The organism is Paenibacillus sp. P32E (genome assembly GCF_001909085.1).
In the GTDB taxonomy this organism is placed as follows: Bacteria; Bacillota; Bacilli; order Paenibacillales; family Paenibacillaceae; genus Paenibacillus_AQ; species Paenibacillus_AQ helianthi.
Genome location: NZ_LVYY01000014.1, coordinates 1 through 24906 on the forward strand (window position 1 = coordinate 1; position 24906 = coordinate 24906).

The following is a 24906-nucleotide window of genomic DNA, read 5'->3' on the forward strand; positions in this document are numbered from 1 at the left end:
CTGTACCAGTTGCTCCAGACCTGTTCGTGTATTGGAGAATACACAATCTTTCCCCAGTTCAATTCCCCGAAAGTCAATGGCTCGGGCCACATGGGTTTCCTTAGCGATGTCTGCGCCTACGACAAGGGTCTTGTCGGAAATTCTCATAATCCGTTGATTCTGTTTCTTCGATTGTTTATACTTCATGTTGAGTGCCTCCTGCGCTGGAATTTGTTCTCTGGACGGAACGTTTCCCAGTATACAGCTGGCGCTTTTTTCATTCAAACCTCAAATTAATTCATTACAGGAATGGCTCCTTTTAACGAATCAGTGATGCTTAAGTACAGATCATATATATTTCCCTCTTCGTTATAGACTGGTGCGAACACCGAAAGGCGGATCATAGAGTGGCACCTATTGTTCCAGATTATTAGCCAAGGAGTCTTACTCTAGGCTCAATCTCTGCAGCCAGACGTTTCTTCTCCACTTCCTCCATCACTCCTTCACCCTCCACATCGAGATTCGGAAGCAAGCGGTCCAGCCATTTTGGAAAATACCATGCCGACTTCCCAAGCAAGGTCATCACGCCGGGAACAATGAGCAGCCGGACAATGAAAGCGTCAAAGAGAACACCGAAGGCGAGCGCCAACCCCATAACCTTAACCATAGGCTCTTCTGCGAGAATGAATCCGGTAAAGACTGCAACCATGATCAGGCCTGCTGCCGTTACGACTCCGCCGCTGTTACGGATTCCGGCAAGAACGGACTTTTTGGCATCGCCGCTCTTCTTGAATTCCTCACGCATCCGGCTGACCAGGAATACTTCGTAGTCCATCGCCAGACCGAACAGGACGCCGACTACAATGATTGGCAGGAAATTAAACACCGGTGCCTTGGTATAGAAGTTGAACAGATTCTGGAAATGTCCATCTTGAACGACATAGGTAACGAATCCCAGGGTTGCACCAAGCGACAGGATGAATCCGAGCACTGCCTTGATCGGAACGAGAATCGAACGGAATACCAGCATAAGCAGTACAAAGGCCAAGCCAACAATAATGAGGCAAAATTTAGGCAATGCCTGGTTTAATTTCTGGGTGATGTCGATGTTGACAGCTGTGCTGCCGGTTACACCGATCTTAATATGATCCTGCCGTTCTATTTCCGGTGCCTTATCACGAATCAGATGGACAAGGTCTATGGTTTTCGAATCATTGGGTCCCGTTGTCGGCATAACAGTAATCAGCGAGATTTTTCCGGAAGGTCCAGTGACTGCCGGGTTTACCATCGCGACATTGGGATAAGTTTTTACTTCTTCAATAACTTTATTGAGATTAGCTGCTGCCTCTTTACCGCCATCCGTTTCGGCCAGAATGACTAACGGACCGTGGTATCCCTCACCGTAGGCTTCGGACAGGAGATCGTAGGCCCGCCGTTCAGTTTTATCCGGAGATTTTTGCCCGTCATTACCGAGCCCCGTCTCCATGTGGAAGAAGGGCAGAGCAATCGTTGCCAGCAGGGCTACACCCAGTACTACGGCCATTAAGGGCTGCCCGGTAACAAATCTTCCCCACAGATTGCCGCGGCTTGCCAACTTCTGATTGCTTCCTTTGCGCTTGGTGGGCACTTTAATCTTGCTCCCCAGCAGTTCCAGAATCGCCGGAACGACGAATATGGTCATAAGGATTGCGGTCAATACAGTAAGGGCGCCAGCTGTACCCATAGCGGTAAGGAACGGTACTCCAACGAATGAAAAACCGACAAGCGCAATAATGACCGTTACTCCAGCAAACACAACCGCACTCCCGGCTGTTCCGTTCGCGATGGCAATTGCTTCCCGTCTTTCGTAGCCTTCGGCAAGCTGCTGCCGGTATCTGGCGATAATGAACAGTGCATAATCAATACCGACAGCCAGTCCCAGCATCCCGGCCAGCGATAAGGCAAACGAAGGAATATCTAAGAAACTGGTTCCGATAATAATCAGCATAATCCCGAAGCCTAGGCCTAAACCCGCTGTAAGGATCGGCAGAACGCCAGTAATGATAGAACCTAATGCTACTGTAAGAATTACCAGGGCCAGCAAAACTCCGAGACCTTCGGTAGGACTGCTGGTTGCCATTTTCACATATCCGTCTCCGATCAGTTCGGCCTGCCAGCCCGCATCCCGCAGACTTTCGGCAATCTGATTCACTGAATCCTTCGAAACGTCGGTGACATCTGCACCCGGAACTTTATAAGTAATTGTGGCATAGCCAATAGTGCTGTCCGCATTTAACGAATGGTTCTCGTACGGACCTACAACCGAAGAAACCCCCTGATCCGCTGCCACTTCTTTGAGCCTCGCGGTTATAAGCTGCTGAGCTGCTTCAGAGGATAGGGTCTCATTGTCCGGTGCTTTCAGCACCAGCTGGGTCTTGCCAAGGTTACCCTGTGGGTTTGGAAATTCCTTTTCCATAACTTCAAGCGTTTTTTGCGAGGCAAGCCCGGGTATGCTGGTCTCCTCACCAAAATGGATTCCCATCGACAGCGCCACAATAGCGGCTATTACTAACAGAGTAATGCTTCCTATAAGGACTTTAATCCGGTTCTTCGCTGACCAAAACCCCAGCCGGTATAATAATTTAGCCATTTCAGTATCGCTCCTCCTTACTAATGTTTATCTATGTCTTAATCTTACAGACTGGATAACTGTTCAACATCGTCCAAACGGGCAGACCGCATTTGCCCATTCGGGCAGCCCTTTAGCCCAAAAGAAAAAGCCCTACACACACCGTAGGGCCTCGCTTCAAAATGTGAATATAAAACAAAAACATGCGAAAGAATCCCTTCGCATGTCCAAGTTACATATGTAAGATCCCTCGTTCCAGACCGACAGCCACCGCCTGAGACCGCGAATCCACTCCAAGTTTGTTGTAAATACTCGTTAAATGTGCTTTTACCGTTCGTTCTGCAATTCCCATATCTGAGGCGATTTCCTTGCTTTTGAAACCCTGAGCTACGCTCTGCAGAATCTGAGTCTCTTTATCGGTCAGCAGGGATGCTTCCTCATTAGCAGAGTTATAAGCTTTGTGGTTCCCACGGGCGGCTATGACTCTTTCCATAATCTCTGGGGTAAGCAAGGTCTCCCCTCTCACCGCTGATTCAATATTCCTGAACAGATTCTCCCGGCTTGTATCCTTTAACAGGTATCCCCTCGCTCCCAAAGCCAGACCGTTAATCATTAAATCATCCTCGTTGTAGGTCGTCAGAATGATTACCGGAACGGGGCTGTTCTTGCTTTTCAATACCTTCATCGCTTCCAGTCCGCTCATCACCGGCATATTTAAGTCCATGAGGACAACGTCCGGCTGCAACTCATCAATGAGGTGTATCGCCTCCTGCCCGTTTCCTGCTTCCCCGACAATTTGAAACCGTTCGTCGGTTTCCATAATCAGCTTCAAGCCTTCCCTGACAACGAAATGATCGTCTACGATCAGGATTTTATACCGGTTCATATAGATTCTCCCTCGGTGAATAATACCTCAATTTGTATACTCGTACCTGCCGAACTGCTACGCACCTTCATTTCTCCTCCAATCAGCCGCACCCGTTCCTGGAGGCCCAGTAGACCATAATGTCCGGCATCCTTTCCAATAGCGTCCGTGTTGAATCCAGATCCGTTATCCCTGATCTCCATAAATAACAGGCCTCTTTGATCAGACAGGGTAACCCATACCTTGTCTGCCTTGGCATGCCGGGCGATGTTGGTGAGACACTCCTTCACAATATGCAGACTGTGTTCCATTACCATCCTGGACAAGCGTTTGTCGAGTTTAAGATACGTTGCAACGGCTATACCTGTGGCCTCCGTAAAATGCTGGACCTCATCGTCAACGGCTTCCCTAAAATCAATCTCGGACGCTGATTTCGCCCGAAGATTATCAATAGCCCGGCGGGCTTCTGCCAAGGTTGTGCGGGCCTGTTTCATGGACTGCTTGATGATTTCCTGAGTCCGCTCCATACGGCCTTGTGCCATGTGCGCATCTGCGGCTTCGAGTTGCATAATTAATCCTGCCACCCCCTGTGCCAGGGTATCGTGAAGATCGCGAGCCATACGTTGACGTTCATTGGAGAGCGTTAACTCCTCCACTTTCTTGTGGGCCTCCTGAAGATCCCGCAAGAAATTCTGGGTCTTGAGCCTTTCGTGAACCTGCTGAAAGAACAACAGGGCATAGGCCACAACGATAATCAGCATCAGGGTAAAAAAGGGAAGGAATAATATGAGTTCATCCGTATCTCCTAAAGTAAGCATTGCATCAAAAAACAAGATAATACTGATAAAGGCAACGAGAACGACTCTTTTGATCCGATAGGAAAAACCCAGGCTTTGAGCGACTAAGACTGGAAGCAGGCCAATTAAAACGGCTTGATAACCGTCTGGCATCAGAATCGCGCATAAGTAAATCAGGATGCCTTGGATCGAAAAATATAACCAGAATTGCTTGTTAGTCCTAATCCGAAATGAGTTCCAGTGTATTAAGACATGAACTGTGAAAAGACAAGTGAACGCTGAACTGGATAAAATCAAAGGATCCTTAAAAAACTGCATGATTATTGCCGATACATAAACCGTTGACATCCAGATCAAAACTGAATGTCTGGATGTGAACAATTCATTAATAGATTGCATTCCAGCTCTTTGTTCTTTCACCTGGCTAACCCTCCCTATCTTCCATTATATATGACTTCTATTCTGACACTTGACTGTTGAGTTAACTTCAAAGATAATTACAACCTCACCAAAATACTCCAGCAGGAAGATCATTGATATAGAAAAGGGGCGGTTGTCATCAGTTGGTTAAGTGATCTCTATAAATTACAGAAGCGGGAGCTGAAAAAGGACGTCGAACCCTCTTTAATTAATGCCGTCTTCCGGATGTATGACAGATTCCCCAGGATCGGACTGAAGGAGCGGATCGGCCAGCAGGATATGTCTCTGGATATCGCTGACGCCTATATTAATGGCTATAACGCAATGATTGAAGCCGGAGTCGGCATCGGCAAGTCCTTTGCCTACCTTATTCCCGGCTTGCTCATTAACCAGGTCTCCCGGCAGCCGGTCATTATTGCCACCTCCTCCATCCAGCTTTCAGAACAGATACATAAAGATCTCAGATTCATTGGAAGCCGTCTCGGATTCACCACGGTCCGCTCCGTTGTCGGAAAAGGCATGGGGCAATATGCCTGCCGGTACAGGGCAGCAGAGCTGTTCAAGCCTGATGATTCAAGCTCCTCCCCTCTGTCTACGCTCGCCGGGCGTATTTTGAATTACGAGATTGATGAAAGAGCGGACATTGAAGGTGGAACCAGTGATGCTGTATGGTCTAACGTTTGTGTAAATGACTGTAAATTTGAACATTGCCATTATAAAAGCACATGTACGTTCTACGAGATGAGAGCGAAGATTAATGCCAGCGCCGGCGATATGGATTTCATTATCGTAAACCAGGACCTGCTTATCCGTGATCTGATCAAGAAGAAAGAAGGAACCAAGGGCTTAATCACGGAACGGCCGGCCCTGATCGTCATAGATGAAGCTCATAATCTGGAAGCAAAGGTCAGAGATGCAAGAACACTCGAGTTCACCTTCCGGGGCACCTGCCGTATTCTGGACGACGTCTTGCAGATTCTCTTCAAGCAATCCGCAGATACGGGTCTTATGGGGCAATTCAAATTTGTAAAAAGATGCGTTAGCCATGTCTTTAAACAGGTAGAGGCGGATCTGCTTCACACAGCCAAACAGGACAATGACCGGATAAAAGTATCAGAGATTACAGGAATTCCGTTAAGACAGGCTGCGCAGATTTTGAAAGAGCTCAGTCTCAGCCTTTCCGTCTTAACTTCCCGGCGTGAGCGGGAAATCGACAATGCTTTTGAAGCCATGAACGGACTTATCGACCTCTTCGATGTGCTCGCCGGAGCAAAGGACAACTATCTCATCTGGGCAAGCAACAGTCAGCGGGAGAGTACCATTAGTATCTGTCCAAAGGGCATAAGCCAATTTCTAAAGTATACTTTATTTAACGGGAAGACATCCGTGATCTTAACGTCAGCAACCATGTGTCAAGGCGGAGAAACCCTGGAGGAACAATACGCTTATCTGACTGAGTCCCTCGGGTACAGGGGAGATTATATGGAGCGCCAGGCTTCACCGTTTGATTATGACGACCACACCATGATGTATATTGCCAAGGACGTCCCCTACTATAGCCATAAGGACCGGAAAAGTTATCTTGATGCGGCCTACAAGGAAATGCTTAGGCTCTGTAATTTAACGGGCGGGCGGACATTGGTCCTTTTTTCAGCTAAGGAGGATATGAAGTACATCCATGAGAAATTAAACTCTGAGGCGCTTACTTGGACGCTACATATGCAAAGAGAAGGATCGTCCCAAGACGGGGTGATCGCTGAATTCCGGGGCAGTAAAGGCGTCCTTCTTAGTACCGGTGTATTCTGGGAAGGCGTGAATATCGAAGGTTCCGATTTGTCGCAATTAATCATTTTCCGGCTGCCTTTCCCTGTTCCTTCCGATCCTATCTATGAATATAAGGCATCTCTGGCCGAGAATCCCTTAAAAGATGTGTTTGTACCGGACATGCTGCTTCGGTTAAGACAAGGAACCGGCCGTCTGATCCGCAGTGAAACTGACCTTGGTGTACTCAGCATACTCGATTCCCGGCTGTCCGCTGCAGCCAAAAAGGATTACCGGGAACAGGTGCTGGATGCTTTACCTTTTAAAAAGGTTACCGAGGATTTCAGGGTTCTGGAGAAGTTCGTAAACGAAAAAGGGATACAGCGTAGTGATCCGCACTCCCTCGCTTAATCACCACTCCATGAGCTCTTTAATTTGAGCAGTCAGTTTGTCCGCCGCTTTACGGTGAGTGGCCTGGGACGGGTGGAAGTCGGCTGCGTATCCGTCAGCTTCCAGCTGCACATCAAATTTCATTGCATTAATATTATTGTCGCCTGTTTGCAGGGTATATTGTTTCACGGCTTGTTCGACAAAAGGATACAGCCTGTCTCCCATGATACCCAGCGTACACAGAATCGGAGCATGCGGATTGTTGCGTCTGACCATTTTAAGAAATTCAACATATTGTTCAGCATATTCCGTCTGCTTGCCGGTATCCTCTTTGGTGTAGGAATCGTCATTCGTTCCTAGGTTAATGACAATCAGACCGGGCACAAACTTCCTGAAGTCCCAACGCAGACCCTGGGGCAGCACACGATCATCAAATTCCCCCTCAGACTTCCCCACTTTTTCATAATAATCCGGGATCAGGTGCGTGGTAAGCTTTTGATCGTTTTCCGTATAGCCTGTAATGATGCCGTATCCGCTGTACGAAACCATGCTGTAGTCAGCATGGAGCTGCTGCGCAGTGAGGTAAGCATAGGTTTTGGTAACATCTTCTGTAGCCGTGGAAAAAGAATGCAGCCCAACCTCATCATCAACGCCATAGCCACAAGTGATGGAGTCGCCGATAAATTCAATTTTATGTACTTCATCCGGGGTTGGCTTAATTCCATCCGCTGCATCAACAGCGATTTCCTGAATCCCTACCGTTGACATCGCCGCCTCTGATAATTTGATGAGCCTTATCGTGACGTTCTGCGCAGTTTCGCTTTCAAATACAGTATACGATTGGAGCGGTTGATCCACCTGATCGTCAATAACCCTTTTGCCGTTTACACTGATGCCGACTCTTGCGAGATTATTGCCGGATAAGGCAATAGCATCACCTCTTAATGTGATCTCCGCTTTTGTACCATGGAAGGAAAATTCCACGCCGCCGCCTGAGAGCGCCAGCCACAGTACATCGTTGGAATAATGAGTCCGTCCGATGATTTTCACATGTTCATTCGTTGCTTTATAACTTTGAGTTTTGGGGGACATAATAACCTTCCTTCGCAGCATTTATATGTGTAACAGTAACAAAGGTGCTTTCTGTTTTCAACAAGTCGCGTTAAAATCAATGCTGAAGCATCTTCACATACTGCTAGGAGGACATTATGGACATTCCCAGAGGTACCTATGGCTTTCGGTTCGCGGAAGATAAGGAGCTCCAGTTGTGCGTATTATTTGCGGCCGGGTCTGATTCAATCAGCACGCCTTCTTATCGCTGGGACGGTCTGGAACGGAACGATGGGCCACTTCTGTTGTTCCAATACACCCTCTCCGGAGAAGGCGTATTTGAGTCGGGGGACCGGACGCACCGTGTTACCGCCGGGCAGGCTTTTCTCGCCGAAATTCCCGGACCCCACCGCTATTATTATCACCCGGAATCAGCAGAGCCTTGGGAATTCCTATTCCTGCTCTTCCGGCCCGATCTGATTCTGCCTCACTTTCGCAAATTCTTGCGGGAAGCAGGAGAGGTTCCTTATCTGCCCGCAGACTGTGCGCCGATCCGGGTCTTACGGATGATTGTAAACGATGCGGCGGCCGGCAGAATCTCCGACCCTCTTATTGCCTCGTCGTGCATCTATCAGTTCATGACAGAGCTCTCCAGACTGCAGGTAACAACACTGCGGAACCGGGACAACTGGTCAGTGAACGTAAGGCGTGCAGCCGAATTTATTGAGCATAACTATTCACGGATGATCAGCATCGATCTGCTTTCCGAGCATGTAGCCCTGTCCAAATACCATTTGATCCGCCGCTTCTCGGCCAGCACGGGTCTGACTCCCGGCGCATATCTGACCCGTGTCCGTACGGAGAAGGCCATGGAGCTGCTCAGAGGAACCGGTCTCAGCATAGAAGCCATTGCTGAGCAGATTGGCTACTCCAGCGGCAGTTATTTCATCAAGGCGTTCCGCAGCTTAACCGGACTTACACCGGGAGAATTCCGAAGCGGGGGCGAAAGCCTAACCTACCGCAGGCTGTTTTTTGATTAACCGCAATATAGTGCTATTCTACTCTCAAGATTACTATAGATATCGCTAATCTCCTTTATTATGATGGAACTAGAAAGAGCAATAATACATCAGTAAAGGAGATTCATAATGGATCACAAGCTTGCAGCACCTACTCCGCCGCTGGGCTGGAACAGCTGGGACTGCTACGGCGCGGCCGTAACGGAAGAAGAAATACGCGGAAATGCGCAGTATATGGCAGAACACCTCAAAGCCTTCGGCTGGAGCTATATTACCGTTGATATTCAGTGGTACGAGCCTTATGCGAATTCTTCACAATACCGGCCGTTTGTTCCGCTGGTAACGGATGAATATTCCCGGCTGATGCCCGCCGAGAACCGCTTTCCTTCCGCAGCGGGGGGCCTTGGCTTCAAGCCCTTAGCCGATTATGTACACAGTCTTGGACTGCAATTCGGCATTCATATCATGCGCGGCATCCCGCGGCAGGCCGCCCATGCCGCCACACCGGTCTTGGGTACAACTGCGACGGCACGCGATATTGCACATACGAACTCCATCTGTCCATGGAATACAGATATGTACGGAGTGGACGCCTCCAAAGAAGGGGCACAGGCGTATTATAATTCTCTCTTTGAACTGTATGCAGAGTGGGGCGTTGACCTGGTGAAGGTGGACGACATCGCCGCTTCCAGGCTGTACGATACTCATCAGCCTGAGATTGCTCTAATCTCCCAGGCCATTGAGCGTTGCGGCCGGCCCATGGTGCTGAGCCTCTCTCCTGGCCCCGCTCCGGTGGAATATGCAGAATTCTTCACCGGACATGCCAACATGTGGCGGGTTACCGACGATTTCTGGGACCTGTGGCCGCTGCTGCTGGATATGTTCGACCGTTGCCGGAAATGGCAGGGCGTACCTCAAGCCGGCTGCTGGCCGGACTGCGATATGCTGCCGCTCGGCCATATTGGTATCCGCTCTGTGGATGGCGGCGGGGAGGACCGCTGGACCCGGTTCACGCGTGATGAGCAGCTGACGATGATGTCGCTCTGGAGTATCTTCCGCTCGCCGCTCATCTTTGGTGGTGAATTGCGGGACAATGATGACTGGACGCTTGCGCTGCTTACCAACCGTGAGGTTCTGCGCATGCACCGGGAGAGCCACGGAGCCAGGGAGGCGCTCTGCAAAGAGGATCATATTGTCTGGACCACTGGACACTCCGATGGCACCCGTTATGCTGCTGTATTCAACATTGGCGAAAGCCCGCTGCAGTTGGATCTGGCCCTTGAAGAGCTTGGCCTGAGTGGCGCAGCCGCCGGCACCGAGCTGTGGAGCGGAACGCCTGCCGAACTTGCCGTTGGTGTGCTGCAAACCACTGTTGCACCGCACGGCGTACGCCTCTATAGCTTCCTGTAAGGAAAAGCCGGTTCTCCAGATTCGTCTGGAAAACCGGCTTTCTTTTGGTGCAGAGGATTAGGCCTGGGTTATGCCAATGGAGATCAGGTCCTTCCATGTCTTCTCCCATATTGTCAGATCCTGAAAACCTTTAACAAGTCTATCCGCTCAGACTTCTATCCACCCGTTGGTTATCACTTTTTCATACCAGAAAAAGCTGTCTTTTGGCATTCGCACTAATGAATTGAAATCTACATGAATCAATCCGAAACGCCTGCTGTAACCGTCAGCCCACTCGAAATTATCGAGCAAAGACCAGGCGATATAGCCCTTTACCAGTACCCCTGTCTCCATTGCCCGGTTTAACTGGGTTAAATGCTTGCTCAGATATGCAATACGCTTGTTATCCTGAACTTTTCCCTGAACCGGATTGTCATCATAACATGCTCCGTTTTCGGTGATGTAGATAGGGATTTGACCATAACGTTCCGTAATGTGTACTAGCACCTTATATAGACCTTCAGGGTAAATCGGCCAGTTAAAGTCTGTTCTTTCATAACCTTCATCTATGTCTTCAAGCTCAAATAGGCCAATATCCTTCTTATAGCGCCCCAAGGAGCCGGTATAATAGTTAATACCAAGGAAATCTATCGGCTGCTTAATATCTTCCATGTCCCCTTGCTGAACATTCACTTTCGCACCCTCGACCTCAAAGGCTGCAGTCATGAATTCAGGATATTCACCTTTAAAGATAGGGTCCATGAACCATTCAACCATCCACCCTATTCTGCGGCGGCAAGCACCGGCATCTTCCGGTTTAGAGCTAAACGGTTCACGCCAGCTTACATTGGGAGCATAACCAATTTGCCCAGGAACCTCCAGCTGCCGGAATAGCTTCACTGTTCTGCCGTGAGCGATCATCAGATGATGAGCAACATCAAGTGCGCTTTGCAGATTCTTCTCACCCGGAGCCAGGTCTCCAATGTAATGGGCTTTGAAAGAGACACACCAAGGCTCATTGAAGGTAGTCCAGTATTTGATTTTTCCCTGGAATGATTTGAACATCTCTCCGGCATACAGGGCAAAAGCATCAATGGTATCACGATTCTTCCAGCCTCCTGTATCCTGAAGGGCCTGTGGAAGATCCCAATGATAAAGGGTACAAAAAGGCTCAATTCCGTTGTCGAGCAGCTTGTCCACTAGCCTATGGTAAAAGTGAAGCCCTTCCTTGTTAAGCTCTCCCGTGCCGTTGGGGAAAACTCTGGACCAGGATATGGAGAACCGGTAAGTACGTAGCCCGAGCTCTTTCATATAAGCAATATCTTCCTCATAGTGATGGTAATGTCCACAAGCGATATCACCGTTATCACCATTTCGTATATTCCCGGGAGTATGTGCGTAGGTATCCCAGATTGAAAGGCCGCGTCCACCCTCGTTCCAGGCTCCTTCTACCTGATAAGCAGCAGTAGCTGCCCCCCACAGGAAGTCCTTAGGAAACTGTATAATTGACAATACAATTCACTCCATTTCCCTGTATATAAAATAATCAAAGTCTGCCTGCTTTCGGGTACCTCTCAAATCCTGTGCACACACTCCAACGAATGTCCCTGTAAATCTTAAAGGCTCAGCAGCTTCATCCGAAAGATGCAGAATATTAATCTCTTCGCCAACCGGGCACCAGTTATTATCCTCAGTTGCATAATAAAATTGCAGACGGTCCCGGTGGACTATAGCCTTTAAACGAACCGGACCATATTGCGGCAGCTGCAGATCAGCTGCGAGCAGCTCATCGTATACCCCATGCTTCGATTCAATAACTCCAATTACTCTGCCGTGCTTCTCGAGATGGGTAATCCTTAAGTACACATAATCTTCCGTGTTGTAATATAGAATTAGGCCTGCCATCTGCTGAAAGCTCTCCGGCTCGAACTCAATTACCGTCTCTGCCTCAATACTAAATGACTGCTGCCGACGGGCAATCAGACTCTGCCTGTGCAGAGAGCTTAAAGACTCCATTCCTTTTAAGCGCAGAAAACCCTCCCGTTCACTAAGGGTGAGCCAGCTTGAATCCGGCGGGATTCGGAGTGTGCTCCAATGGCCACTAAGCAAGGGTTCATCAAAATCATCCCGCTCCAGTTCCGGTTTAAACGGATGAAGCGGGAGGGCTGGAGCTTGTACCGTAGCAGAAGGAGCGTTCCCTCCCCCTTCCAAGCGGAGCCAGCCTTTCTCGTCCCAATAACATTTCTGCAGTGCTGTCTCCCTGCCCAGCGTACAATGATGACCATCCGCCGGTCTTGCGCAAAGGTGGGCCATATACCATTCGCCATTTTGGGTTTCAACTAAGGAAGCATGCCCTGCTTTTTGGAGAGTCAACCCGGAATTACCACTGCTGGTCAGCACCGGATTAAGCGGATCAATTTCGTAGGGTCCATGAAGGCAAGCCGATCGCGCGACAGTAACGGCATGCTGGTACCGGGTTCCACCCTCCGCAGTAATCAGGTAGTAGTAGTCACCCTGCTTATACAGGTGCGGCCCTTCCGTAAATCCTAATTCTGTTCCTTCAAAGATGGTTGCAGCCGGACCCACCAGTCTTTGCTCCGAGTGTGAATATTCCTGAATGACAATGCCTCCGAACTTGTTCTTCCCCTTCCGGAAATCCCATAACATGCTCAGCAGCCATTTCCGTCCGTCATCATCATGAAATAAAGAGGGATCGAACCCGCTGCTGTTCAGATATACCGGTTCCGACCATGGACCTTCTATATCTGCTGCGGTCACAAGGTAGTTGTGGGTGTCCTTAAAAGCACCTTTGTGAGACTTAACATCTGTATAAATTAAATAGAAGAGGCCGTTATCATAAGTCAGGCAGGGTGCCCATACACCGTCGGAATCTCCGTTCCCCTGCATGTTCAGTTGCGATATCCGGTCCAGTGGCCGCTTTAGCAATCTCCAGTGAATCAGGTCCTTGGAATGGTGAATCTGAACGCCCGGGAACCACTCAAAAGTGGAAGTGGCAATATAGTAATTGTCTTCTACGCGTACAATAGACGGATCAGGGTTGAATCCGCGTAGTACGGGATTAGTAATGGAATTCGTCATATTAACTTCCTCCTCATCAGGTCCCGTTAATGAGCTTCAGTTACCGATATCTGTGAAATTGTCACAGGACCAATAAGTCCGCTTGGCTCCTGCTGAGAGAAGGAAGACAAAAAGTCCCGCTGGTTTTTAACAAGCGTATTCGTAACCTCGATAACCAGGCTGTTGGTCCCTTTACGAATTGGACCCGCTATCTCCATCCGATAAGGCGGGCACAGGTTAACGCCTGCGTGTTCACCGTTAATCCACACTTCTGCCGTTTCATAGACCTCGCCTAGTTCAAGAAATGCGTTGTTACATGAAGCATTCCATTCAAACTCTGTCTCATAACGGAACGTACCGGAAAAGCTGGGCAGATAACCGGGACCACTCATATTCTGCAATGTGGTTAGTGTCCCCCACTCCTTGAATTGAGGATAATGATCAGCATCGGCAATGGAAACTGCCCATTCTCCACTCATTTCCAATATCGGACCCTCTGCCCTCCTCGGCAGACGGGCAGGATAATCTATTAGGGAAGGCCCATGCAAAAGGACGATGGATTCATATGGATGCAGAACAAGCTCCACCCTTCTTGCACCGGACTCCCCAGCGGCCTCCAGCCTGCTCACCTTATTAAGAAAAGCATGATAGGCATAAACATTACCTTGCACCGGCAGAACAATCTTCGTAGAGATAATCTGATGCGGACTCTCGTTAAAAAACATAAACACATCTAAATCATCATGAGTATAGTGATAATTCCGGAGATACGGCTCATATCCTTCAGCTTTAACCTCAAAGTATCCATCTGCAGTCAAATCATCCGCCAGTTTATCTAAAACTACCATCCTCACATTCGGATGAGCCGAAAGCAGTGACAGTTCACCAGTTACATTGATTCCTTCACTTGAGCGTTCCGGCAGTCCTTCAACAAAACGGACGGGTAAGCCTTGCTCAGCGAACTGGACCAAGCGTTGTATCATCGCTGCCGGGAGTGCTTCCGCATAAGGTACAATCAGGCATCTATAATTTTCAAGATTGACATGCAGCTTGTTATCCTGAACATGAGCTGCCTCCAGAAGCACATCAACGGGAATCACTTCACAATCGATTTGATGCTGCATCAAGGCCTTGACCGGCTTATGAAAGTACATCGCGTTCCCTGACCATTCGGCTTCAGCATGATAGACGACAGCCGCAGACGCCACATGTATCCCCCCTGAGATTAGGTGGCTGATCCGGTTAATGTACTGGTTCAGATAACCATAATAGCGGTACTGCGGATTCTGTCCGCCCGCATACATATGCGGCGGACAATCCGGCTCCGGAAAAGCTTTTTGGGTAAACGCATGCGGGACAAAATGATTGACGCCGCGGACGAGCATATGGTCAGTAAGCCACTTCATCAGCTTCAAGCCTTCCGTCCAGCCATAGGCCCCATAGACTTCACACATCGTCCGGCCTTGTTTCTTCGGATCCGTGTGTCCCAGAGATACACCGAGCTTAGCGAGACCATAGTGGAAGAATTCACTATCCGTCTCTCCTCCCGTTGGCTGGCGGAAAGATAATTCATCAAAGCCGGGAACGATTTGCCACAGCACCACATCAATACCCGACATGTCTTGTCCCCAGAGTGAGCGGAAGAAGTGTCCGGTACCGGGGCCCAGCCTTGCATGCACGTTGTTATCTTCAAGAACATGTCCGATATATTCCACACCGCGGGCTCTGCACCAGTCTCCGATCTGACTGCAGAAATGTTCTGCATACAGCCTGCTGACGATATTCATATAGGTGTAGCGGATAATGTCCGATTGTTCCCCGGCATCATGCCAGAGAAGATACAGCTGTTTACGATAGTCCTCTCCGAGCGCCTGCTCGAGCAGAGCCGGCATTTCATTGCTCCAAGGAAGCGGTACCCCTTGTTTCCCTGGCTTTGAATTGAAATCAAAAGTCGTCTTATCATTATAAAATCCGGGTTCATCTGAAAAGAATCCGGCAAATGTCTTGCCGAAATCATCCTTATAACGCTCATACACAGGCTCATAAACCGTATCAAGCAGAATACGGACTGAATTTGGGACTAGCGGGTTCAAATAATCTTCCTGCTCCTTGCTGCCGCCATCCTTATTTTCCGAGATCATAAATACCCGCCAATACCCCTCTGGGATATCCCAATACAGCGTACCTTCATGTACAAATTCAGTGAGATCAACACATTCACTGAGTAATGTTCCACTCGATGGATCGCGGCGGACCGCAACCACTGAGATCAGTTTATTATTCCCTTTAGCGTTATGGCGCAAGGAGAAGGTTGGCCGGAGTCCGGTCATCAGCAAGGTATCCAGCAGCAGAGAGGTTCCCTTTGCAGGACCAATTGTATCGATATAGCGTTCACCCAAAAACTTACGCTGAAGCTCCTCTGGAGCCTCCTTCACCTTGCCTGCCGCATGCCCCGTAGGGAAATGATCATCATCCAGCAGCCATACCTTCATGCCGCGATTTCGCGCCTCATCCATAATAATATCCATATCCAGCCACCACTTTGGTCCAAGAAAGTCTGGATGAGGCCGTGCCTCCACGCACAACGCTCCAATTCCGGATTCATGGACACGGGCGATTTCTTCCCGGATTACAGCTTCTTCCTCCCCATGCTGCCAGAGAAAAGGAAGAATATAATTGTGTTCCTTGCCTTGCAGCACTTCCGTTATACGACTGCTCATGTTAACCTCCTGCAGAATCTAGTTCTGTTCTATAGTTTACTGCTGCACTTTGCTGTACCATTCTCTGGCACGCTTCGTGACCTCTTCACCGCCTGATTTGTTCCATTTCTCTACAAACTCATCAAACTTGCTGATGGGGTACTGTCCAATAATAATCTTGGCGGCATATTCAGCATAAAGGGTGCGGTTGTTAATGTCCGGGAAGCCGTCGTATACACTGGCAGGCATACCGTCACCCGCAATGACTTTGGTATACTTCTGAGCCTCCTTCATATTCCGGGTGACCTGATCAATGGCCCACTTACTGTCTTCTGATACCGTGCTGTTGAAAAGATCTATCGTAAGATCCAGTGTCGATATGCTTGTAGCCGGATTCAGAATCTGATTCTCCTGTGTGCTCTTGTCATCCGGGAGCTTAATGGCTTTTCCGTCTTTCATTGTATAGTGCATTCCTTCTACACCAAGAAACAGGTCTTTCCAGTTTTTCTTATCGTACACATTGTTAAGCAGCTTTAGCGTGGCCATCAGCTTTTCCTGATCCTTGTTGTTCTTGACAACCCACAGAGGAGAGGCAAATTTCTTCATCGTATAAAATCCTTTATAGCCTGCGACCTCAGGTACAGGAAGTACGGAAAACTCTGCCTTCACACCTGTGTTCTTATACAGGTTCTCAAACACCAAGTTCCCCTGCTCTACCCAGTGGAAGTAATTCCCCACCTTATTGGATTGGATCTTCCCTTCCCACTTGTCCTTACTATTAAGAACCGACTCCTTATCAATCAAGCCTTCCTTATATAGCTTGGCTATGAATTCCAATGCGGCTCGCATATTGGGCGTAACCGCAGAATAAGTCAGCTTGCCATCGTAAATATCCCAATCCGGATAACCCTCGAACATAGCCACACCATACATGGCGAACAAATGATCCATCCAGCGCACCTGCTCCCGGCCGCCAGTTGGAATCTCATCCTTCTGGCCGTTGCCGTTAGGGTCCTTGTCCCGGAAAGCCTCCAGCACCTTTACATATTCATCCTGTGTTTTTGGCATTTTCAGCCCCAACTTATCCAGCCAATCCTGGCGGATCAGCCCGGCGTATCTGCCGTATTCAACGACATTGGGAATATAATAAATTCTCCCCTGACCTGTAGGGTCATTTGCCTTGACCACTTTCCAGATATCTTCCGGAATAGCCTTCCACACGTTCGGCGCATATTTAGGCAACAGTTCAGTCAGATCGGCAATCGCCCCGTTCTTCGCGAGACTGTCCTCAAGTCCTTGCTGAGGTACGAACAGATCCGGCATTTCGTTAGCGGCAATCTTAAGGTTCAACTGATTGAGATAGTTAGTTCCCCCGTTCCACTCCACATACGGATTAATAACCCCAACACCCAGCTTTTCCTTATAAAATTCGTACAGTTTGCTACCTTTGGTAACCGGCTGATACCCGATGTTGGTACCCCATACCTCAATATCAACTACTTGATCTCCGTTCGAAGCCTGATTCTGATTGGCGTTTGCGTTACCCGCTGAATTGTTTACGTTCCCGTTACAACCGGTTACAGCAGTAACAGCGAGAGCGCTTGCGGCTAAGAATAAACCAACCTTTTTAAAGCTCATATTTCTGTATCCCCCCCTCTAAAGCTATTTGTTACGGACTGAAGTCCTGATATCTTGTCTAAAGAAATCATCCTTTGACTGAACCAATCATTGCCCCCTTGACGAAATACTTCTGCAAGAAAGGATATACCACAACAATCGGAACAATTGCAAAGATAACCGTTGCTGCTCTCAGCGTCCGCTCGTTGTAGTTAAGACTCATCGTCGATGAGGCCCCTGCCATAATAACGCTGTCATCGGTGATGAATTGGCGGATTTTGATTTGCAACGGGAACCAGTTGGTGTCCTGAAGGAATAACAACGGATGCTGGAACTGATTCCATAGCACGACACCATAAAACAAAGCAAGGGTTGCCAGTACGGCCTTGGACAATGGAAGCACAAACTGGAACAGCATCCGGAAATATCCGCAGCCCTCCAAAAAGGCCGCTTCCTCAAGCTCCTTAGAGAATTGCTTGAAGAAGGTTCGCATGATGATCAGATTGAACGGATTCAAAATATGAGGTATAACCAGGACCAGCGGATTGTCATACAGGCCGATACCACGTACGGTCAGGAAATACGGTATGATAGGTGCCTTGAAAATCATCGCAACTACAACAGCCATCATAATGACCGAACCCCACCGGAATTCCGGCTTTGACAGCGGATAGGCGAACAAGGCTGTCATCAGAAGGGCCAGTACTGTTCCAATCACAGTCGTACTGAGCGTCAAAAAGAATGACTTCCATAAATCAGGACGGTCGACAATGTACTTCCAAGAGTCCAAAGTAAATTGCTTCGGCCACAGAGTGACAAGGTTCATATCTACTGCACTTTTGGAGCTCAAGGAAGTAGAGATTACGGATACAAGCGGTACTAGCGCTACGACAGATAACAGGATGAGTAAGCCGGTAATGACTCCTACGAATACCTTTTCTCCTCTTGATGCAAGCATAGTCACCAGAGCCCCCCATCCGAAACCTTATTGGACAACTTGTTAAACGTATAGACCATGATAAATCCAATTACCGATTGGAACAATCCAACTGCTGTTGCGAAACTATACTGTCCTTGCTGAATGCCCGTTCGGAACACATAAGTATCCAGGATATCTCCCACGTTGTAGGTCATCGGAGTCAGCAGGTTATATACCTGATCGAATCCGAGATCCAGGAAATTCCCGATATCGAGCAGGAACAGCACAAGCACGGTAGGCAGCAGAATTGGGAATGTAATATGTCTGATTTGTCTGATTCTGGAGGCCCCATCGATCATCGCTGATTCATAGAGCTGAGGGTCAATTGCACTGATTGCGGCCATGTAGACCACGGTTCCCCACCCCGCATCCTTCCATATGGAAGCCAGCACATAAATCGGTCTGAAGTATGCGCTTTCCTGCATCGCCAGCACAGGCTCGGCACCAAACCATCCAAGGATAATGTTGAACATTCCGCTTAGTGAAAAGAAATCGAAGAGAATCCCTCCTACGATTACCCATGACAAGAAATGCGGGATGTATAGTGCAGTCTGAATTCCTTTCTTCAGTGCCGATTTCCGGATCTCATTAATCATTAGCGCCAGCAGAACTGGAACCGGAAAAACAATCGTAAGCTTGAATAATCCCAGCAGTAGAGTGTTGCTAAATACATTGAGAAAGTCAGGATGCTGCAGCAGGGTTTCAAAATGCTTAAATCCTACCCAAGGACTATCAATAAAGCCCTGGAATACGGAATAGTCTTTGAAGGCGATTACAGCACCAGCCAGCGGAATGAATTTAAATACGATGAGAAATATAATTCCCGGAATCGCCATCACATAAAGCGGCCAGTATAACTTCATCTGATGAGATGCAATAGATTTCAATGTTTTCCCTCCTAATATCTCGTGTTGAATTCGTTTACAATGTAACTATATAATTATCAGATTCATCGCTCAATCAGGCGTTTTTAAGTTCCTACCAGGTCATTTAAAGGAATATCTAATACGTATTTCTTAGGAATCCCTGCGAGCCGAGCGGCCCCCTTCTCTCAGACTGCCCGGTATACACACCCTTCAGTTATCCCTGTTTCATTAAAGGCATCAACTCTTACATACAGCGGCTGATCTTCAATCAACGCTTTAATTGTTAATTCATTACAGCCGAATACCATATGGCTATGGTACAGCTTGTCCGGAGCAAATCCCCAGAGCACATTATATCCTGCAGCTTCATCTCTCTCCCAACTTACGGAAAGATCAAGCTTGCTTATCCATTCTGTTTGGACGCCACTGACTTGTCCCGGGGACGTTCCCTTGCCGATCCCAAACACTCTAAGTCCGGAAATACAGGCAGACTGATTAAAGGGTAATGAAATTACTGTACATTTGATAAATCTGGCTTTCGTCCCCTCCTCTTGCAGGACTAGATCATGCGGCAAATTGGTATTTGCTTCAGATTTATCTTTCATTACAAAGTATTCCTTGCCGTCCGTTGAGCCTTCGAGAAGCCATCTGGTATAATACTGACGATCATCTATCATTCTTTCACCTTGCAGCGTTGTTTCCATAGGAAGGGTTGCATTGATCTGATCATCAGCAAAATTGATCTGCACCGCATGCACATCGCATACATGCTCCAGATCGATTTCCAGCCATTCTCCAGGGGAGTTGGACTCCGCCCTCCACCAGGTCTGTACATTTTCGTCCGTTGCCTGGAATGCCTGTCTACCTTCTTCATGAGAAGAGGCTTCAGCCGGTTTGCCGTAAGATAGCAGCATCCACTCCGGATGGCTCCATGGATTCATCTGCCTTTGCTCGATTTTATAGGGCCAGTCTCCATACCGTTGATTACAGAATAACTCTCCGTCCTGATCAAATCCCGCCAGCCAGAGCCCAAGTCTTCTTTCGAATATATAATTCATACTGATTCTCATGGAAGAGGCATGCCATAGATTCCCATAATTATCTGTCATGGTTGACCCGTGTCCGGCCCCTGGTATAAATCCTCCCGGCTTGTAAGAAAACGGGTTATTGGCTGCCAGCGTAAATGGCCCTAGAGGTTTGTCCGAAATATAGACACCGTCCGAGTAGATGTTATGTTCTGTCCCGGGGCTGGCATATTGAAGATAATATGTCCCGTTATGCTTCTCCATCCAGGCTCCCTCAATGTAAGGATCGTTTCCTATAGTGTTTTTAAATTTAATCAAAAGTTCTTCCGGAGCATCAGGATGCATCCCGGCAAATTTTTGAACGATTTCTTCAATCTCTTCTGGTGATCTGAGGTTATGATTTTCACCTTTTCTTTCATAGCCAATCTTAGTACTGTTACCATAAATAAGCGGAGATGCTTCTCCTATAGGCTTCATATCCTCCAAATTAAGCTCTACTCCGTAAATAGGCGTCTGGTTGGAACACCCCCAGTAGAAATAGATCCTTCCGTCATCATCCAGGAACAAATTGGGGTCCCAAAAAGGGAACGTCCCCTGGATTTCCTCAAATTCACCGCTGATCGGATCTTTTGTCCTGTAAAATGAGCAGTTTCTTGATTTATTCGATGCTGAAAAATAAAGATACTCCCCGATTACCCGCACATCAGGAGCGTAGTCGTAAACCGGCACTCCCTTGAGCGGGTGGAAGGTCCAATCGGTCATATTGCTGCTTGTCAGAAATCCAGCCGTCATCGAAGGAAACAGATAATATTCTCCATGAAAGATAACCAGCGACGGGTCCGCAGCTTCCCTGAAGGTAACTCGGGTCCCTGCTGTCTCTACGATCTGATATTTATATTCAATATTCAGCGGATTACATACATAAGTCATTTCTCTCCACATCCCTTTGCTTTGGTATCAACACCTAAATCTACAGGTTCTACACAGAAAATCCGCCCGACTGTAAAATGTGTCGAGCGGAATTTTAGCGTTAATCCTTTATTTCTTGACTTTTGCGTACCATTCTCTGGCCCGCTTAGTGACCTCTTCACCGCCGGACTTATTCCATTTCTCTACGAACTCGTCAAACTTGCTGAGCGGGTATTGTCCAATAATAATTTTTGAAGCGTATTCCACGTAGAGTGTACGATTGTTTATGTCCGGGAAGCCCTCATATACACTGGCTGGCATGCCATCACCAGCAATGACTTTGGCATATTTCTGGGCTTCCTTCATATTACGGTTCACCTGATCAATCGCCCACATTCTATCCGCTGAAGCAGTGCTCTTGTTGAGATCCATCATGAAATCAAGGGTGGATATTTTGGAATAGGGATCAAGAATCAGGTTTTCCTGTGTGCTCTTGTCATCCGGCAGCTTCGTGGCTTGGCCATCCTTCATCGTATAATGCATGCCCTCTACGCCTAAATACAAATCCTTCCAGACTTTTTTGTCATACATGTTGTTCAGCAATTTCAGAGTAGCCATCAGTTTTTTCTCATCTTTGTTATTTTTCACTACCCAAGCTGGAGGAGTGAATCTTTTCCAGGTATAGAAGCCTTCATAGCCCTCAACTTTTGGAACAGGCAGTACAGTGAAATTAGCTTTCACGCCGGTATTTTTGAACAAGTTCTCCAGAGGCAAATATCCCGATTCTACCCAATGGAAGTAATTCCCTACTTTATCGGATTGAATCTTGCCATCCCACTTGTCTTTGCTGTTCAGCAGCGACTCCTTGTCAATTAATCCTTCCTTATACAGCTTCGACATGAACTCCAAGGATGCTTTCATGTTCGGAGTCACTGCGGAATAAGTCAGCTTACCGTCATAAATATCCCAGTCCGGGTAGCCTTCAAACATCGCTACACCATACATCGCGAACAATTGGTCCATCCACCGTACCTGCTCCCGTCCGCCGGTAGGAAGTTCATCCTTCTGTCCATTGCCATTAGGGTCCTTATCCCGGAAAGCCTCCAACACCTTTACATACTCATCTTGGGTAGTAGGCATTTTCAAGCCAAGCTTGTCGAGCCAATCCTGGCGGATCATGCTGGCGTATCTTCCGTAGTCAACCATACCCGGAATATAATAGATTTTGCCCTGGCCGGTAGGATCATTTGCCTTTACGATATCCCACATATCCTGCGGGATGGCATTCCACAGATTCGGTGCATACTTAGGCAGCAGTTCTGTCAGATCGGCAAGCGCACCGTTTTTAGCCAAGCTGTCCTCGAGACCTTGCTGTGGCAGAAAAAGGTCCGGCATTTCGTTAGCAGCAATCTTCAGGTTCAACTGGTTAAGATAATTCGTTCCTCCGTTCCATTCCACATATGGATGGATGACGCCAACACCGAGCTTTTCCTTATAGAATTCGTACAGCTTGCTTCCCTTCTCAATCGGCTTATACCCAATGTTAGTGCCCCAAACTTCAATGTCGACAATTCCATCTCCGCCAGCAGCCTGATTCTGGTTAGCAGCTGTTGAACTTCCGGAATTGTTATTGTTCCCGCCGCAACCGGATATGGTTGTAATGGCCAAGGCGCCTGTCGCTAACATCAACCCCATTTTTTTGAATATCATCTTGTTCCCCCTTAACATTTTTTGAATCCGCTTACAATTAAAATGATACAATCAGTCAATTCCACACTCAAATGGGCATTTTTAAGTTTAAACATGTCATTTTCAATAAAATAAAAGCCATTCCTAAGGAATGACTCATTACGTTCAGCTATTCGGCAGATTTTTGCGAAAATCTCTGGGCTTGTATCCTGTAAACTTTTCAAACATCCGCGCAAAATGCTGCGCATCAGAATATCCAACCAACCGGCAAATTTCGTACACTTTCAAATCTGTAGTCTCCAGCAGTTCTTTTGCTTTATCGATCCGCAGTTGGGTCAAGTAATTCAAGTAGTTGTCTCCTGTTTTTCTTTTGAACAGCTGGCTTAAATAAAAAGGACTGATAAAAAACCGCGCAGCCAAATCAGCAAGACTGATTTGTTCATTATAATGTTTAGACACATATAGCTTAATTTCCGATATAATATCTTTTCTATGAGATAGATTATGTTCCAACTTGAAATGGATGATCCCTCGAATGACTTGTATCATCCATTCCTCCAAATACTCAAGCGTCCTAAACCGCGAAAAGCCTTCCAAAGACAGAATGTGTCTGCCTACCAGTTCATTCTGCTGCAGCTGCTGGAATGACAGCCTTCGGATGCTTGACAGAAGGATGTTTAGACACCATAGTTGCAGATCTGCGGGAGACATTCCCGGTTCGGCTACCATTCCCCGGAAAATTTCGTGGATGATGCTCACACATTCTTCCTCGTCCATATTATCAAGTGCAGTTTCCAGTTTGGATATCATCTCCTCCGGCACCGGATGACTGCAGTCTGTCATTGTTATAATTTCATTATAGGAAATTACAGGGTCTCCTGCCTTAATCACTTTGTAGCTTAGTGCATTTCGTGCTTCTTCGAAAGACTGGCACATCCCCGTTGTCCGCTTATACACTGCACCAATGCCTACGCTGATCGATAGATTCAAATCACGGTAGACCGCCTGTTTCAGTTCTTGTATCACATGAAGCAATCTGCCATGCAAAATATTGCTGTTATGTGCAATCACAATCGCAATTTGCGGGCCGAAATACCGGAAGCAGTATACTTGATGGTAATTTCTTAAAGCCTGGTCTATCAGATGTAACAGTGGCTGAAAACCAATCTCCTTCAGCACATCCGTACTGCCCTCAATCTCAATCAGGATAGAATTGAACCAGATGCCTGCTGTAGGAATTTGAGCACTGCGAAGCAGCTCATCCACCAGACTGGTCTGATCATTCCCGATATCAAGAATGTCCCGCAGGGTTTCTTCCTGAATCCGGCTATGCATTGCATGCTTTAATTCGTCTAAACTCTGAAGCTTGATCCTGTCTGCACGAATCCGTTCAATGACCTGGTTCACACTGTCACGCAACTCTTCTTCCTCAACCGGCTTGTTAATGTAGAACTGTACTCCCAGCTTCATCCCTCTTTTGGCATACTCAAAATCTGCATATCCACTTAACAGAATGAATTTAGTCTGAACTTTCGTTTCTTCCAGCATTTTAATCATATCGAGACCATCTGCTTTGGGCATACGTATATCCGTTATTGCAATATCCGGGCGGAGCTTTTGTATGATTTCGTATCCTTCAAGCCCGTTATAAGCTACTCCAACAACCTTACATTCTGGAAGATAGCGGCCTATGATCTTTTTGAGTCCTTCCACGATACCCTTTTCGTCATCTATGATTACTACTTTCATCCCAATCTCCTCCTGCT

16 protein-coding genes and 1 pseudogene are annotated in these 24906 nt (G+C 47.6%); 3 read left to right on the forward strand and 14 right to left on the reverse strand.

Annotation, left to right across the window (positions count from 1 at the left end):
• The 4 genes and pseudogenes from A3848_RS15095 to A3848_RS15110 all read right to left on the reverse strand — a co-directional run.
• Nucleotides 1–186: pseudogene (locus A3848_RS15095) on the reverse strand (IS110 family transposase); the annotation flags it as partial.
• Nucleotides 187–409: 223 nt separating this feature from the next.
• The gene (locus A3848_RS15100) at nucleotides 410–2608 is read right to left on the reverse strand and encodes an MMPL family transporter (RefSeq protein ID WP_074085760.1); all 2199 of its coding nucleotides are present in this window, start codon (nucleotides 2606–2608) and stop codon (nucleotides 410–412) included.
• A gap of 211 nt (nucleotides 2609–2819) precedes the next feature.
• A complete protein-coding gene (locus tag A3848_RS15105) occupies nucleotides 2820–3473 on the reverse strand; it encodes a response regulator (RefSeq protein ID WP_074085761.1) in 654 nt (217 codons plus the stop codon).
• On the reverse strand, nucleotides 3470–4402 hold the full coding sequence (locus A3848_RS15110; RefSeq protein WP_178382009.1) for a sensor histidine kinase: 933 nt from the start codon (nucleotides 4400–4402) through the stop codon (nucleotides 3470–3472). The genes A3848_RS15105 and A3848_RS15110 overlap by 4 nt, the downstream gene beginning before the upstream one ends.
• A gap of 492 nt (nucleotides 4403–4894) precedes the next feature.
• Between A3848_RS15110 and A3848_RS15115 the strand changes: the two genes are divergently transcribed.
• Complete coding sequence (locus A3848_RS15115; RefSeq protein WP_256702388.1) at nucleotides 4895–6841, forward strand: ATP-dependent DNA helicase; 1947 nt, start codon at nucleotides 4895–4897, stop codon at nucleotides 6839–6841.
• Here A3848_RS15115 and A3848_RS15120 read toward each other — a convergent pair whose 3' ends face one another.
• Nucleotides 6842–7912 (reverse strand): SGNH/GDSL hydrolase family protein, encoded by a 1071-nt coding sequence (locus tag A3848_RS15120; protein ID WP_074085763.1) that lies wholly within the window; start codon nucleotides 7910–7912, stop codon nucleotides 6842–6844.
• A gap of 116 nt (nucleotides 7913–8028) precedes the next feature.
• Between A3848_RS15120 and A3848_RS15125 the strand changes: the two genes are divergently transcribed.
• Both A3848_RS15125 and A3848_RS15130 read left to right on the forward strand, forming a co-directional pair.
• Nucleotides 8029–8910: an AraC family transcriptional regulator gene (locus tag A3848_RS15125; protein WP_074085764.1), complete on the forward strand. Its 882-nt coding sequence runs from the start codon at nucleotides 8029–8031 to the stop codon at nucleotides 8908–8910.
• A 108-nt stretch (nucleotides 8911–9018) separates the two neighbouring features.
• Nucleotides 9019–10299, forward strand: a complete 1281-nt coding sequence (locus A3848_RS15130; RefSeq protein ID WP_074085765.1) for a glycoside hydrolase family 27 protein — start codon at nucleotides 9019–9021, stop codon at nucleotides 10297–10299.
• A 147-nt stretch (nucleotides 10300–10446) separates the two neighbouring features.
• Here A3848_RS15130 and A3848_RS15135 read toward each other — a convergent pair whose 3' ends face one another.
• From A3848_RS15135 to A3848_RS15175, 9 genes are all read right to left on the reverse strand, one after another.
• Nucleotides 10447–11790 (reverse strand): GH1 family beta-glucosidase, encoded by a 1344-nt coding sequence (locus A3848_RS15135; RefSeq protein WP_074085766.1) that lies wholly within the window; start codon nucleotides 11788–11790, stop codon nucleotides 10447–10449.
• A gap of 6 nt (nucleotides 11791–11796) precedes the next feature.
• The gene (locus tag A3848_RS15140; protein WP_074085767.1) at nucleotides 11797–13377 is read right to left on the reverse strand and encodes a glycoside hydrolase family 43 protein; all 1581 of its coding nucleotides are present in this window, start codon (nucleotides 13375–13377) and stop codon (nucleotides 11797–11799) included.
• A 26-nt stretch (nucleotides 13378–13403) separates the two neighbouring features.
• The gene (locus A3848_RS15145; RefSeq protein WP_074085768.1) at nucleotides 13404–16076 is read right to left on the reverse strand and encodes a glycosylhydrolase-like jelly roll fold domain-containing protein; all 2673 of its coding nucleotides are present in this window, start codon (nucleotides 16074–16076) and stop codon (nucleotides 13404–13406) included.
• Nucleotides 16077–16112: 36 nt separating this feature from the next.
• Nucleotides 16113–17693 (reverse strand): type 2 periplasmic-binding domain-containing protein, encoded by a 1581-nt coding sequence (locus A3848_RS15150; RefSeq protein ID WP_074085769.1) that lies wholly within the window; start codon nucleotides 17691–17693, stop codon nucleotides 16113–16115.
• Nucleotides 17694–17760: 67 nt separating this feature from the next.
• Entirely contained in the window at nucleotides 17761–18630 is an 870-nt protein-coding gene (locus tag A3848_RS15155) for a carbohydrate ABC transporter permease (RefSeq protein ID WP_074085770.1), read from the reverse strand.
• A gap of 2 nt (nucleotides 18631–18632) precedes the next feature.
• Nucleotides 18633–19538, reverse strand: a complete 906-nt coding sequence (locus tag A3848_RS15160; RefSeq protein ID WP_074085771.1) for an ABC transporter permease — start codon at nucleotides 19536–19538, stop codon at nucleotides 18633–18635.
• Between the two features lie 164 nt (nucleotides 19539–19702).
• Complete coding sequence (locus tag A3848_RS15165; RefSeq protein ID WP_083612168.1) at nucleotides 19703–21472, reverse strand: family 43 glycosylhydrolase; 1770 nt, start codon at nucleotides 21470–21472, stop codon at nucleotides 19703–19705.
• 108 nt (nucleotides 21473–21580) lie between these two features.
• Nucleotides 21581–23161, reverse strand: a complete 1581-nt coding sequence (locus A3848_RS15170; RefSeq protein ID WP_074085773.1) for a type 2 periplasmic-binding domain-containing protein — start codon at nucleotides 23159–23161, stop codon at nucleotides 21581–21583.
• A 144-nt stretch (nucleotides 23162–23305) separates the two neighbouring features.
• Entirely contained in the window at nucleotides 23306–24889 is a 1584-nt protein-coding gene (locus A3848_RS15175) for a response regulator (protein WP_074085774.1), read from the reverse strand.
• Nucleotides 24890–24906: the final 17 nt, after the last annotated feature.